This window comes from Pseudomonas faucium, from assembly GCF_021602585.1.
Taxonomy (GTDB): domain Bacteria; phylum Pseudomonadota; class Gammaproteobacteria; order Pseudomonadales; family Pseudomonadaceae; genus Aquipseudomonas; species Aquipseudomonas faucium.
The window spans coordinates 56025-69691 of the sequence record NZ_BQIP01000016.1; the positions used below are offsets into that span (position 1 = coordinate 56025).

The window sequence follows — 13667 nt, forward strand, 5'->3', positions numbered from 1 at the left end:
GTTGGTTTTTTTGGGTGTGAACGATGGAAGAGCAAGGCACGGGTATCAGGGTCGAGGCGATGTCGGCCGACTATGCGCAACAGGCTGCGGCGTGGGCCGAGCGCCTGGGCTTGCCGCTGCAGGACGAGGCTGCCGGCTTCGCCGTGCAGGTGGGCGCCGAAGGCTTGCAGATCCAGCAACTCGGCCCGCAGGCGCCGGGGCCGGTGCGGGTGGACTTCGTCGAAGGCCAGGCCGCGCATCGGCGCCAGTTCGGCGGTGGCAACGGGCAGATGATCGCCAAGGCCGTGGGCATTTCCCAGGGCGTGCGACCGCAAGTGCTCGATGCCACGGCAGGGCTGGGCAAGGATGCCTTCGTGCTGGCCAGCCTGGGTTGCCAGATGACGTTGATCGAACGCCAGCCGCTGATTGCCGCCTTGCTCGAAGATGGCCTGGCGCGCGCCCGCTCGGATGATGACGTTGGCCCGATCGTGGGCCGCATGCGCCTGCTGACCGGCAATGCCATCGAGCGCATGCGCAGCTGGGAAGGGGAGGCGCCGCAGGTGATCTATCTCGACCCGATGTTCCCGCACCGCGACAAGAGCGCGCTGGTGAAGAAGGAAATGCGCGTGTTCCGGCCCTTGGTCGGTGATGACCTGGATGCGCCGGCGCTGCTTGAGGCGGCGCTGGCGCTGGCCAGCCACCGCGTAGTGGTTAAGCGCCCGCGCAAGGCGCCGATCATTGATGGACCCAAGCCCAGCCATAGCCTGGAAGGCAAGTCGAGCCGGTATGACATTTACCCGAAGAAGGCGTTGAAATGATGACAGGCCTGACCGCTCAGCTATCGCGCAGAGCTAGGAGTCTGGCAAGTAGCCCATCCAAGCCCTCTTCGATCTGCCTCGATTCTGCTGCGCTTGCGACTGTTGGGCCGTAAGTGTTCACCGAGTCTACGGATGCTCGCCGGCGCGCAGACGGTGAGGCGGGCGTATTGGCGATCGCAGGGTCGCTCTTGCCCAGAAAGTCCCGATGTTGCTCCCGAGCATCCGGGAAGCCGTAGCGACCGTCGGAGCCCTGTGTCAGTCGTAGATACTGTAGGGATTGTTTTGTGTGTGTACGGTCATTTTGAATGACACGTTTGCCAATCGCCGAATGTGGATCTAGAGCGCTAGACACCTGACGCAGGTTTTGTTGATGGCGCTTTTCGAGCGATTTGCCCAACGCCTTGTATTCATTGGCTGAAAATGACTGCGCCTCGTTGTTCAAACGGGGAGCCAGCACAGCATATGAGTACTGGCGGGTTATCCGTTTTATGAAGCTTTTGCCGCTGGGGTCCGATCGGTTGATGGGGTCATTGGCGCAATAAGCATAGGCATTGAGCCCCCCCTGGCCAAAAGGCGACAAGCCGTCTGCGCTGTAAAACCGCATCAATCCTGGGTTGAACAGGCGGTGGCCATTACCCAGCATGTAGCCAATTGCCGAGGGTAACCAGCTCTGCCCGGTGAATCGGGACAGTACCAGGCTTGTGGGTGGGCAACTGTCATGGCCGTAGGGGCTGTAGGCAATGCTGGCCTGGCTTTCCAACTCACTGATGACAGTCGAATCCTGCGCATCGGTGGCCAGCAGTCGCGTTTGCGCAGTCGCCATTGTCGTTTCGCCCAGGTTCAGGTTGTTGGCGCTGACGATGGTGTGCTGGGCTGCGCCGGTGCGCAACGTCGCCAGTTTGTTGCCCCTGTAGAAATACTGCTGTGCTGTTACTGCCATGGTAGCCGCCCTCATCTCAATGAATGGGATATGAGCTTGCTGGCAGAGCGCAAGGCCGGCTACTGGCAAAATTACCAGGCCAGTGCCTCAGGGCCGGAACGCCCGCACGAACACCCCCACCACTTCCCGCACATGTGCCTCGGCCTCATCCCCTTGCAACGGCTTTGCGCACCCCAGCAGCAAACGATAATCCGGCGCGCCCTTGATCAGGCAGAAGAAGTGCTCCGCTGCGCGCAGCGGATTGTCGATGCACAGCAACTTGCGCTCGTCCACCCCGCGCAGCAACGCTTCCATCCCTGCCAGCACGCGCTTGGGCCCGGCTTCGTAGAAGAACTCGCCAAAGCTTGGGTCCTGGCTGCCCTGGGCCATGATCAAGCGGCTCAGCTTGACCGCCTCGTCGCTGCTGATCAGGGCCTGGAAGCCCCTGGCGATGTTCAGTAGCACATCCTCTACGGCCGCACCCTCGGGGTACTCGAAGATCAGGTCGGGCAGCTGGTTCTGGCAAGTGGCCATGACCGCCGAACCGAACAGGGTCTGCTTGTCGGTGAAGTGGCTGTAGACGGTGAGCTTCGAAACACCTGCCGCCGCCGCGACCGCATCCATGCTGGTGTTGGCATAGCCAAGGCTGAGGAACAGGGTCTTGGCGGCTTCGAGGATCGCCTCGCGTTTGGCGAGGTCCTTGGGCCGGCCTGGGCCGATGGGTGCGTCGTTGGGCATTGGAGTCCGCATCTGGTTGAAGGGGCGCACATCTTACCGGCTAAGCGTGCTGGCGGCTGTAGGTGGGCGACCAATCGTTAATGTTGATTTTCTTTCCGACGCTGGCTTCCCGGCCTCGGTTCCCTGACTTAATATACTCGCTAGTATAAATATTCGATGCGCCCGTCGCGAAAGGATTCATCATGTTGCGTCATGCCTTGTCCCTTGCGTTGCCCGCTGCCGCCGCCCTGCTGCTCGCGGCCTGTGGCCAGGAGGCTGCCGCGCCCGCCGCGCCGCGCCCGGCCCTGGTGGTCCAGCCACAGCCTGCCGAAGCCGCCGCCGACAGCTACCCCGGGGAAGTGCGCGCGCGCTTCGAGCCGGAGCTGGCCTTTCGCATTGGCGGCAAGGTGAGCAAACGGCTGGTGGAGGAAGGGCAGCGGGTCAAGGCCGAGCAGCCGCTGGCCGAGCTCGACCCCCAGGACGTGCGCCTGCAGCTGGAAGCCAACCGCGCCCAGATGGCCGCCGCCGAAGCCAACCTGGCGCTGGTGCGCGCCGAGCGTGACCGCTACCAGAAGCTGCTGGAGCGGCAGATGGTCAGCCACTCCCAGTACGACAATGCCGAAAACCTCTACCGCGCCGGCCTGGCCCGCCTGAAGCAGGCCAAGGCCGAGTTCGACGTGGCCGGCAACCAGGCCGAGTACGCCGTGTTGCGTGCCCCGCAGGCCGGGGTCATCGCCAAGCGCCAGGTCGAGGTCGGCCAGGTGGTGGCGGCCGGGCAAACGGTGTTCACCCTGGCCGCCGACGGCGAGCGCGAGGTCGCCATCGGCCTGCCGGAGCAGCAGTTCGCCCGCTTCGCCGTGGGCCAGCCGGTCAGCGTGGAATTGTGGTCGCACCCCAACCAGCGTTTCGACGGGCGTATCCGCGAGTTGTCGCCTGCTGCCGACCCGCGTTCGCGCACCTTCGCCGCGCGCATCGCCTTCACCTCGGCCAAGGCGCCGGCCGAGCTTGGCCAGAGCGCGCGGGTGTTCATCGCCCATGACGGGGTGATCCCGCTGGCGGTGCCGTTGTCGGCAGTGACGGCAGAAAGCGGCCAGGCCTATGTCTGGCGGGTCAACCAGGACAGCCGCCTGGAGCGCGCCATGGTGCGCCTCGGGCCTTACGGCACAGACAGCGTGCCGGTGCTCGAAGGCCTCAAACCCGGCGACTGGGTGGTCGCCGCCGGCGGCCACGTGCTGCGCGAAGGGCAGGAGGTGCGACCTGTGGATCGCACCAACCGTGTGGTGAACCTGACGGCCAAGGAGTAAGTCCCGATGGGTTTCAACCTTTCCGCCTGGGCGCTGCGCAATCGCCAGATCGTACTGTTCCTGATGATCCTGCTGGCTGCCATTGGCGCCATGTCCTACACCAAGCTGGGCCAGAGCGAAGACCCGCCGTTCACCTTCAAGGCCATGGTCATCCGCACCCTGTGGCCCGGTGCCACGGCCGAGGAAGTGTCGCGCCAGGTCACCGAGCGCATCGAGAAGAAGCTGATGGAAACCGGCGAGTACGAGAAGATCGTCTCGTTCTCCCGGCCGGGCGAGTCCCAGGTCACCTTCATGGCCCGCGATTCGTTGCACTCCAAGGACATTCCCGAGTTGTGGTACCAGATCCGCAAGAAAGTCGCGGACATTCGCCACACCCTGCCGCCAGAGATCCAGGGGCCGTTCTTCAACGACGAGTTCGGCACCACCTTCGGCAATATCTACGCCCTGACCGGCGCCGGCTTCGACTATGCGGTGCTCAAGGACTATGCCGACCGCATCCAGATCCAGCTGCAGCGGGTCAAGGATGTGGGCAAGGTCGAGCTGCTCGGGCTGCAGGACGAGAAGATCTGGATCGAGCTCTCCAACCTCAAGCTGGCGACCCTCGGCGTGCCGCTGGAGGCCGTGCAGCAAGCGCTGCGCGAGCAGAACGCGGTAAGCACCGCGGGCTTCTTCGAGACCCCGAGCGAGCGCCTGCAGTTGCGGGTCAGCGGGCGCTTCGACAGTGTCGAGCAGATTCGCCAGTTCCCCATTCGCGTGGGTGACCGCACGTTCCGCATCGGTGATGTGGCCGACGTGCACCGCGGCTTCAACGACCCACCCGCGCCGCGCATGCGCTTCATGGGCGAGGACGCCATCGGCCTGGCGGTGTCGATGAAAGATGGCGGCGACATCCTGGTGCTGGGCAAGGCTCTGGAGGGCGAGTTCGAACGCCTGGCGCGCAACCTGCCGGCCGGCATGGAGCTGCGCAAGGTCTCCGACCAGCCCGCCGCGGTCAAGGCCGGGGTGGGCGAGTTCGTCCAGGTGCTGGTCGAGGCGCTGGTAATCGTGCTGCTGGTGAGCTTCTTCTCGCTGGGCCTGCGCACCGGCCTGGTGGTGGCCTTGGCCATCCCCCTGGTGCTGGCCATGACCTTTGCCGCCATGCATTACTTCGGCATCGGCCTGCACAAGATCTCGCTCGGGGCGCTGGTGCTGGCCCTGGGCTTGCTGGTGGACGACGCGATCATCGCCGTGGAAATGATGGCGATCAAGATGGAGCAGGGCTTCGACCGCTTCAAGGCGGCCAGTTACGCCTGGACCAGCACGGCATTCCCAATGCTGACCGGCACGCTGATCACGGCCGCCGGCTTCCTGCCCATCGCCACCGCCGCATCCAGTACCGGTGAATACACCCGCTCGATCTTCCAGGTGGTGACCATCGCGCTGCTGACCTCGTGGGTTGCGGCCGTGGTGTTCGTGCCGTACCTGGGCGAACGGCTGCTGCCAGACCTGGCCAAGCTGCATGCGGCGCGCCACGGCAGCGGCGCGCCAGACCCTTATGGCACGCCGTTCTACCAGCGCGTGCGGCGCGTGGTGGAGTGGTGCGTGCGGCGGCGCAAGACGGTCATCCTGCTGACCATCGCCGCCTTCATCGGCAGCATCCTGCTGTTCCGCTTCGTGCCCCAGCAGTTCTTCCCGGCCTCCGGGCGCCCTGAGCTGATGGTCGACCTGAAGCTGGCCGAAGGCGCGTCGCTGGCCAACACCACCGAGCGGGTCAAGCAACTGGAGGCGCTGCTCAGGCAGCAGGATGGCATCGACAACTATGTGGCCTACGTGGGCACCGGCTCGCCGCGCTTCTACCTGCCGCTGGACCAGCAACTGCCGGCCGCAAGCTTTGCCCAGTTCGTGGTGCTGGCCAAGTCGATGGACGACCGCGAACGCCTGCGCAGCTGGCTGATCGACACCGTCGACCAGCAGTTCCCCGACCTGCGTGCCCGCGTCACGCGCCTGGAAAACGGCCCGCCGGTGGGTTACCCGGTGCAGTTCCGGGTCACCGGCGAGCATATCGAGAAGGCCCGCGCGCTGGCCCGCGAGGTGGCCGACAAGGTGCGCGAGAACCCGCATGTGGTGAACGTGCACCTGGACTGGGAAGAACCGAGCAAGGCGGTGTTCCTGGAAATCGACCAGGACCGCGCGCGTGCCCTGGGCGTGAGTACCTCCAGGCTGGCGAGCTTCCTGCAGAGCTCGCTGACCGGCACCACCGTCAGCCAGTACCGCGAGGACAACGAGCTGATCGAGATCCTTTTGCGCGGCACCCCGCGCGAGCGCAACGAGCTGGGCAACCTCGGCAGCCTGGCGTTGCCCACCGACAACGGCCAGAGCGTGGCGCTGTCGCAGGTGGCGACCCTGGAATACGGCTTCGAGGAAGGCATCATCTGGCACCGCAACCGCCTGCCGACGGTGACCGTGCGCGCCGATATCTACGACAAGGAACAGCCTGCGAGCGTGGTCAAGCAGATTGCCCCGACCTTGCAGGCGATCAAGGACAAGCTGCCCGATGGCTACCTGCTGGAGGTGGGCGGCACGGTCGAGGACTCCGAGCGCGGGCAGCGCTCGGTGAATGCCGGCATGCCGCTGTTCATCGTGGTGGTGCTCAGCTTGCTGATGATCCAGCTGCGCAGCTTCTCGCGCACGGTGATGGTGTTCCTCACCGCGCCCCTGGGGCTGATTGGCGTGACCTTGTTCCTGCTGGTGTTCCGCCAGCCGTTCGGGTTCGTCGCCATGCTCGGGACCATCGCCTTGGCGGGGATGATCATGCGCAACTCGGTGATCCTGGTGGACCAGATCGAGCAGGATATTGCGTCAGGGATGGACCGCTGGCAGGCGATCATCGAGGCCACGGTGCGGCGCTTCCGGCCGATCGTGCTGACCGCGCTGGCGGCGGTGCTGGCGATGATTCCGTTGTCCAGGAGTGTGTTCTATGGGCCGATGGCGGTGGCGATCATGGGCGGGTTGATCGTGGCCACGGCGTTGACCTTGCTGTTCTTGCCGGCGCTGTATGCGGCTTGGTTCAGGGTCAGGAAGGGTTGAAGATCGCAGGGGAGGGCTTTGCCCTCCTTTCGCGACACAAGGCCGCTCCTACAGGAGATCGCATACCCCTGTAGGAGCGGCCTTGTGTCGCGAAAGGGGCGCAGAGCGCCCCCAGCAGTTCTTCAAAGCGCGCCAAACACCTTCTTGGCAAGGCTGGTAGCCGCCTGAGCCGGGTTCTGGCGAATGCTCTGCTCCTGTTTGCCAATCATCTCGAACAGCCCGTCCAGGGCCTTTTCGGTCACGTAGTTCTCGATGTTGGCGTCATTCTTGATCAGCCCAAGGCCCTTGGCCTGGCCGGCAAAGCTGTTGTACTGCTGGGCCAGGCCGACCTTGTCGGTGGCCTGCTTGACGATGGGCAGGAACTTGGCGCGAATCTGCTCGCGGCTGCTCTTGTTCAGGTACTGGGTGGCCGACTCGTCGCCGCCGCTGAGAATGCCCTTGGCGTCGCTGACGCTCATGTTCTTCACCGCATCCACCAGGATTGCCTGGGCTTGCGGCACGGCGGCTTCGGCGGCCTTGTTCATGCTGGTTTCCAGGGCGTCGACCTGGTCACCCTTGCCGAACATCTTCATGGCCTTGGCAGCCTTGCCGAGGTTGCCCGGCAGCTCGATGCGCACCTGCGGGTTGTCGTTGAAACCACCGGGGGTGCTCAGTTGCTTGACGGCCAGCTGGGCGCCTTGGGTGAGGGCGTCCTTCAGGCCGCCGGTGGCGTCTTTCTGGCTCAGGTCGCCAAGCGACAGGGCCAGGGCGCTGGCCGACAGCAGCAGGCCGGCGCACAGCGCGGAGAAGCGCAGGGAAGTGCGAATCATGAAGCGTTCCTTCTAAACGATAACAAAAGCGCGTCAGCGCACCGGATCGACCTTGATCCGCACAGGCTGCGAGTCGCTGCCGTCGAGCTTGACGCCGTGGTGTTCGGTATTGATGAACAGCAACTTGCCGTCCAGTTCGATGCGGGCGCTGACCGCATAGCGGTGGCCGGGCTTGATCTGGGCCGGGTCATAGCTGAGGTGGAAGGGCAGCGGCACGTTGCCTTTGACCGGGCCGGCCTGGCTGGCCAGGGTCACGGCGGGGGCGTCCATCAGCGACACGTCCTGCAGGCTCACGCTCAAGGTCGCGGCTGGCGGCAGGGCGATGCGCTGCAGGTAGAAGACTTCACCGTCCAGGCTGGCCTGGGTCGATGGGGTATGGCTGGAACAGGCTGCGAGCAAGGATGCGCAACACAGCATAAAGAGCTTTTTCATGGAATCTCCGTGGTCCTTTGGGGTTGGCTTTTGGCCAACCCCAGGGACTTTAGCGGATTTTTCCCACGGATGAAGCCATCAGAGGATGGAAGTTTCCAACGCATCCTCGCGGTGCAGGGCCACTTGCCGGATCGACAGGCGCAGTTCGGCCGACAGCACGCGCTTGGCCACGCCCTCGGCCAGTTCGCCGAGCTTTTCGTGGTAGCCGAGCTTGCCGTCCGTGCCTGGGCGCAGCACGCCTTGCTCGATCAAGGTCTGGATGAAGTGGCGGAACAGCGCCTTGTCGAAGAACTCCGGGGCGTTCAGGCCATGCAGGATCGACAGGCGCTGGGCCATCATCACGCAGAGGTCTTCCAGCGCTTCGGCACTGAGGCTGTGCTGGCCGCTGTTGAGCAGCAGCGAAGTGGCCATGTAGAAGCGCTGCAAGGTCTGGGTGATGGTGCGGGCGAGCAGGGTCAGCAGGACGAACTGGCGCGAACTCGGTGCCGGGCGAACGAACATGTCGCCCTCCTGGCGCAGCAGGCCCTGTTCGACCAGCGCGGCCAGCCACTGGTCGATCACCTCGTCCAGTTGCTCGGGCTGCCAGCGCAGGAACAGCTCGGCCTGCAGGTACGGGTACAGCGCGTGCACGTACTGGCCGAGCAGTTCGCGGCTCATCCGCGAGCTGCTGTGGAAGAAGCTCGCCAGCAGAGCTGGCAGGGCGAAGATGTGCAGCACGTTGTTGCGGTAATAGGTCATCAGCACCGCGTTGGCTTCATCCAGGTAGAGGATGCGGCCCAGGGCGTCGTTCTGCTCGGCCAGCAGGTCCATGCCCCTGACATGCTCGATCAGGGCCTTGCCGTCACCTTCGGGCAAGGTGGTGTGCGCGGAGTAAGGCACCTTGCGCAGCAGCGCCAGGTACAGGTCGAGCACCCGGGTCAGGGCCTGTTCGTCCAGGGCCAGGCGGCTGGTGGACAGCAGCGCCAGGGCCACCAGGTTGACCGGGTTGACCGCCGCGGCCTCGTTCAGGTGGCGGGCCACCGCGTCGCCCAGGCGGCTGGTGGTTTCGTTGAGCCAGGCCGGGCGGAACTGCGGGCCGTGGTCCTGTTCGCGCCAGCCGGGTTGCTGCTGGTCGAGGAAACCGGCCAGGCGGATCGGTTCGCCGAAGTTGACGTAGACCTGGCCGAAGCGCTGCTTCAATGCGCCGATCACCTTGAAGATGTCGAAGATCGATTCCTTCTTTTTGCTCGCCCCGCGCAGCTCACCCAGGTAGGTGCGGCCTTCGAGTACCCGCTCGTAGCCGATGTACACGGGCACGAAGACGATCGGCGTGCGCGAGGAGCGCAGGAAGCTGCGCAGGGTGATCGCCAGCATCCCGGTGCGCGGCTGCAGCATGCGCCCGGTGCGCGAACGCCCGCCCTCGACGAAGTACTCCACCGGGAAGCCTTTGGTGAAGAGGGTGTGCAGGTACTCGTTGAACACCGCCGTGTACAGCGGGTTGCCCTTGAACGTGCGGCGCATGAAGAAGGCGCCGCCGCGGCGCAGCAGGCCGCCGATCAGCGGCATGTTGAGGTTGATGCCGGCGGCGATGTGCGGGGGCGTCAGGCCATTGCGGAACAACAGGTAGGACAGCAGCAGGTAGTCGATGTGGCTGCGATGGCAGGGCACGTAGATCACTTCGTGGCCCGGGGCGATGCCCTGCACCTGCTCGATGTGGTTGACCTTGATGCCGTCGTAGATCTTGTTCCAGAACCAGCTCAGCACCACTTCGAGGAAACGGATGGCGGTGTAGGTGTAGTCCGAGGCGATTTCGTTGCCGTAGCGCAGCGCCAGGGCTTCGGCCTTGGCCTGGGGCATGTTGTCGCGCTGGGCCTGCTCGGCGATGGCCTGGCGTACCTGGGGCGCGTGCACCAGGCCCTTGACCAGGTTGCGCCGGTGCGAGATGTCCGGGCCGATGACTGCGGTCTTGAGGTTGCGAAAATGCACGCGCATTAGGCGCTGGGCCATGCGCACGGTGCGTTCGTGACCCTTGTTGTGCTGCACCAGCTCGCGCACATGGATGGGGGCGGAGAACTGCACCCGGGTCTTGCGCCCGAGGATGAGGATGGTCAGCAGGCGGCGCAGGCGCCCGGTGACCGCCCAGCTGTCGGCGAACAGCAGCTTCCAGGGGCTGGACTCGCTGGCTGGTGTCTGCCCCCAGAACACGCTGACCGGGATGATTTGCGCATCTTCCTCGGCGTGCTGGCTCACTGCGGCGACCACGCGCTCCAGGGTGGGCGGCGCGCCGCGTTTGTCCTGGCGGCCCAGCCAGTCCGGCTCGGGGGTCAGGTAGAAGAAGCCCGCGGGCTCCTGCAGCGAGCCGACGGCCACCGGCAGCACCGGGCGCGGTAGCCCCGCCTTGGTGCATTCGTGATCGAGCACTGCCAGGTCGCTGAGCGACGGCGAGGGCAGGGCGTAGAACACCGGCCGGCTGCGATCGAGGTTGAGGCTCATCGACGACTGGTTGATGGTCTCGGAGCGCACCCACAGGTACAACAGGCGACGCAAGGCGCCGAAGATCAGGCGGCGCAGGGGGGAACGGGTCATGGGGTGTGTGCCCTGGGAGTGTATTCAGGTGGTGATTTTGCAGCGGTTGCAGCTAATTAGTCTGCCGTATCTGCGCAAGTTCAGCAAAAACCTGCAAGCGCCGCCGCAGTCATGAAATTTATTTGTTCTGTGTCATATACTCGGCCTGCCACTTGCAGGATATTTCAGCAAGCGGTGTCGGCACAGGGTGGAGACCCGGTGCCTGCAAGGCGATCTTCACAATAAAAATCCGGAGTAGTTCAGATGTCGTCTCGTGAGACTGGGAATGTTAAGTGGTTCAACGATGCCAAGGGCTATGGCTTCATTCAGCGCGAAGGTGGTGCGGATGTATTCGTCCACTATCGGGCGATCCGCGGTGAGGGGCATCGTACCCTGGTCGAAGGGCAGCGGGTGGAATACGCCTGCGTGCAGGGCCAGAAAGGCCTGCAAGCCGAAGACGTAGTCGGGCTCTGAGCCTCTAGCTACAAGCCTCGAGCTGCAAGTTAACCGTGTAACTTGCAGCTTGATGCGAAGCCTCTTGACGCTCGACGCCTAGCGCGTGTGACTCAGGAGGTGCGCCAGGTGATTTCCTCTTCACCGTCGGCGCTGATGCGGACCCAGCGGTCGGCATCTTCTTCCCCATCTTCCTCGACCCAGCCCCCCGGTGCGCAGCGCACTTCCACGCCCAGTGCGGCGAATGCGGCGCGGGCGCAGGCGATGTCATCGGCCCATGGGGTCTGGTCGCTTTCCAGGTACAGGCTGTTCCATTTCCCTACAGCCTTGGGTAACCAGGTGACCGGAATGTTACCGGCTCGGCATTTGAAGGTCTGGCCCTTCTGTTGCCATTCGCTGCACGGGCCGACCGCCTCGGCCAGCCACGCGGCAATTTGCTTATGGTCGACGTCGGCGTCCTTCAGGTAGATCTCGATATCAGGTTGGCGCATAAGGGCTCCGGGTGTGCTCAGTCTTGGCGCACGAAATAGTCATAACGCATGGAAACCGTGACCTCGAAAGGCTCGGGCTGGTCGATCACCAAGGCCCGCTTTTCGGCGCTGGCGCGCCAGCCGTGCGGGGTCATCGCCAGCAGGTCGGCGCGGGCCTTGGGCGCCGCCAGGCTCAGGCGGAACTCGAGGGTTTCGCTGTGGGCGTGGGCCATGCCTGGTGGCACCAGGGCCAGGTGCTTGTCGTCGGCGTAGGGGCGCACTTCATCGTAGAGCACTTCGCGCAGTTCCATCAGGTGGCCGCTGGTCGGGCCGACCCGCATCAGGCCGCCGCCCGGGCTGAGCAGGCGCTTGGCCTCGTCCCAGTCCAGCGGGCTGAACACGCTGGCGATGAACTGGCAGCTGGCATCGGCCAGCGGCACGCGGGCCATGCTGGCGACCATCCAGGTTACCGCCGGGTCGCGCCGGCAGGCGCGCTTGACGGCTTCGCGGGAGATGTCCAGGGCATAGCCGTCGGCCTCTGGCAGGGCCTGGGCGAGCTGCGCGGTGTAGTAGCCTTCGCCGCAGCCGATGTCGAGCCAGGCGCCGGGCTGGCGCTCGGCGGCCAGCTGCGCCAGGCGGCGGGCCACCGGGGCGTAGTGGCCAGCGTCGAGGAAGTCGCGGCGCGCCTGGACCATGGCCTGGTTGTCGCCAGGGTCGCGGCTGTTCTTGTGCTGCACCGGCAGCAGGTTCAGGTAACCCTGGCGGGCGCGGTCGAAGCGGTGGCCGGCCGGGCACACCACGCCGTTGTCGAGGCGGCTGAGGGCGGCCTGGCAGATCGGGCAGGCGAGCATCAGGCGAGCAACCGGACCAGGGTCTGGTAGTAGATTTCGGTCAGCAAGTCGAGGTCGCTGGCCAGGATCCGCTCGTCGACCTGGTGGATGGTGGCGTTGACCGGGCCGAGCTCGACCACCTGGGTACCCATGGTGGCGATGAAACGGCCATCGGAGGTGCCGCCGCTGGTGGACGGCTGGGTGTCGCGGCCGGTGACGCCCTTGATGCTGGCCGAAACCGCGTCGAGCAGCTCGCCGGGTTCGGTGAGGAACGGCAGGCCCGACAGGGCCCAGTCGATCGACCAGTCCAGCTGGTGCTTGTCGAGGATCGCCGAGACCCGCGCCTGCAGGCCTTCGACGGTCGACTCGGTGGAGAAGCGGAAGTTGAACAGCGCGGTCAGGTCACCCGGGACCACGTTGGTGGCGCCGGTGCCGGAGTTGAGGTTGGAGATCTGGAAGCTGGTGGGGGGGAAGAACGCATTGCCTTCGTCCCAGTGCTCGGCAGCCAGTTCCGCCAGGGCGGGCGCGGCCAGGTGGATCGGGTTGCGCGCCAGGTGCGGGTAGGCCACATGGCCCTGCTTGCCGCGCACGGTCAGCTTGGCGCCGAGCGAGCCACGGCGGCCGTTCTTGACCACGTCGCCGAGCAGGTGGGTGCTCGACGGCTCGCCGACGATACACCAGTCCAGGCGCTCGTTGCGCGCGACCAGGCGCTCGACCACGGCCTTGGTGCCGTGATGGGCCGGGCCTTCTTCGTCGCTGGTGATCAGGAAGGCGACCTTGCCGCGGTGGTTTGGGTAGTCCTGCACGAAGCGCTCGCTGGCCACCACCATGCTTGCCAGGCTGCCCTTCATGTCGGCGGCGCCACGGCCGCAGAGCATGCCCTCGGCATCGATCAGTGCCTCGAACGGCTCGTGCTGCCACTGCTGCACGGGGCCGGTGGGCACTACGTCGGTGTGGCCGGCGAAGCACAGCACCGGGCCGTCCTGGTTGCCGTGGATGGCCCAGAAGTTGTCGACATCTTCGATGCGCATCGGCTCGAGCGCGAAGCCCACTGCGCCCAGGCGATGCATCATCTGCGCCTGGCAGTCGGCATCGACGGGGGTGACCGAGGGGCGACGGATCAGGTCGCAGGCCAGTTGAAGGGTGGGCGAGAGCTCGGCTGGGGCCGTCATGGGGGACTCCGGGGCAAGGCAAGGCGGAAAAACGAGGGGCGTTATCTTATATCAAACGTGGGGCGTCGGCACGGGCCAATGGGGCCGCTGCGCGCCCCAATCGCCGGCAAGCCGGCTCCCACAAACTGCGCAGCACCTGTGGGAGCCGGCTTGC

General features: G+C 65.3%; 12 protein-coding genes. 4 read left to right on the forward strand and 8 right to left on the reverse strand.

What is annotated here, in order from left to right:
- The first annotated feature begins 23 nt into the window (after nucleotides 1–23).
- The gene (locus tag L6D75_RS18470) at nucleotides 24–797 is read left to right on the forward strand and encodes a class I SAM-dependent methyltransferase (RefSeq protein WP_176513571.1); all 774 of its coding nucleotides are present in this window, start codon (nucleotides 24–26) and stop codon (nucleotides 795–797) included.
- A gap of 16 nt (nucleotides 798–813) precedes the next feature.
- On the opposite strand, the gene L6D75_RS18475 is transcribed toward L6D75_RS18470, so the two are convergent.
- Both L6D75_RS18475 and L6D75_RS18480 read right to left on the reverse strand, forming a co-directional pair.
- A complete protein-coding gene (locus L6D75_RS18475) occupies nucleotides 814–1737 on the reverse strand; it encodes an RHS repeat-associated core domain-containing protein (RefSeq protein WP_176513569.1) in 924 nt (307 codons plus the stop codon).
- Nucleotides 1738–1824: 87 nt separating this feature from the next.
- On the reverse strand, nucleotides 1825–2466 hold the full coding sequence (locus L6D75_RS18480; RefSeq protein WP_176513700.1) for a TetR/AcrR family transcriptional regulator: 642 nt from the start codon (nucleotides 2464–2466) through the stop codon (nucleotides 1825–1827).
- Nucleotides 2467–2636: 170 nt separating this feature from the next.
- Between L6D75_RS18480 and L6D75_RS18485 the strand changes: the two genes are divergently transcribed.
- Nucleotides 2637–3737, forward strand: coding sequence for an efflux RND transporter periplasmic adaptor subunit (locus L6D75_RS18485; protein WP_176513567.1), 1101 nt, complete (start codon nucleotides 2637–2639; stop codon nucleotides 3735–3737).
- Nucleotides 3738–3743: 6 nt separating this feature from the next.
- The gene (locus L6D75_RS18490) at nucleotides 3744–6803 is read left to right on the forward strand and encodes an efflux RND transporter permease subunit (RefSeq protein ID WP_176513565.1); all 3060 of its coding nucleotides are present in this window, start codon (nucleotides 3744–3746) and stop codon (nucleotides 6801–6803) included.
- Nucleotides 6804–6925: 122 nt separating this feature from the next.
- Here the strand turns inward: L6D75_RS18490 and L6D75_RS18495 are convergent, their stop codons facing one another.
- The 3 genes from L6D75_RS18495 to plsB all read right to left on the reverse strand — a co-directional run bounded on the left by L6D75_RS18495 (nucleotide 6926) and on the right by plsB (nucleotide 10609).
- Nucleotides 6926–7612 carry a DUF4197 domain-containing protein gene (locus L6D75_RS18495; RefSeq protein ID WP_176513563.1) on the reverse strand — a complete coding sequence of 229 codons (687 nt, stop codon included), beginning with the start codon at nucleotides 7610–7612 and terminating at the stop codon, nucleotides 6926–6928.
- Nucleotides 7613–7645: 33 nt separating this feature from the next.
- Nucleotides 7646–8044 (reverse strand): YbaY family lipoprotein, encoded by a 399-nt coding sequence (locus L6D75_RS18500; protein ID WP_176513561.1) that lies wholly within the window; start codon nucleotides 8042–8044, stop codon nucleotides 7646–7648.
- Between the two features lie 78 nt (nucleotides 8045–8122).
- The gene (gene plsB, locus L6D75_RS18505; RefSeq protein WP_176513559.1) at nucleotides 8123–10609 is read right to left on the reverse strand and encodes a glycerol-3-phosphate 1-O-acyltransferase PlsB; all 2487 of its coding nucleotides are present in this window, start codon (nucleotides 10607–10609) and stop codon (nucleotides 8123–8125) included.
- A 243-nt stretch (nucleotides 10610–10852) separates the two neighbouring features.
- Between plsB and L6D75_RS18510 the strand changes: the two genes are divergently transcribed.
- The gene (locus L6D75_RS18510) at nucleotides 10853–11062 is read left to right on the forward strand and encodes a cold-shock protein (RefSeq protein WP_003252255.1); all 210 of its coding nucleotides are present in this window, start codon (nucleotides 10853–10855) and stop codon (nucleotides 11060–11062) included.
- A gap of 92 nt (nucleotides 11063–11154) precedes the next feature.
- Here L6D75_RS18510 and L6D75_RS18515 read toward each other — a convergent pair whose 3' ends face one another.
- Genes L6D75_RS18515 through dapE form a run of 3 tightly spaced genes read right to left on the reverse strand, consistent with a single transcriptional unit; the run spans nucleotide 11155 to nucleotide 13513 of the window.
- Nucleotides 11155–11532: a hypothetical protein gene (locus L6D75_RS18515; protein WP_176513557.1), complete on the reverse strand. Its 378-nt coding sequence runs from the start codon at nucleotides 11530–11532 to the stop codon at nucleotides 11155–11157.
- Nucleotides 11533–11549: 17 nt separating this feature from the next.
- Nucleotides 11550–12362 (reverse strand): putative RNA methyltransferase, encoded by an 813-nt coding sequence (locus L6D75_RS18520; protein ID WP_176513555.1) that lies wholly within the window; start codon nucleotides 12360–12362, stop codon nucleotides 11550–11552.
- Nucleotides 12362–13513: a succinyl-diaminopimelate desuccinylase gene (gene dapE / locus L6D75_RS18525; protein WP_176513553.1), complete on the reverse strand. Its 1152-nt coding sequence runs from the start codon at nucleotides 13511–13513 to the stop codon at nucleotides 12362–12364. Before dapE ends, L6D75_RS18520 begins: the two co-directional genes overlap by 1 nt.
- Between the last annotated feature and the right edge of the window lie 154 nt (nucleotides 13514–13667).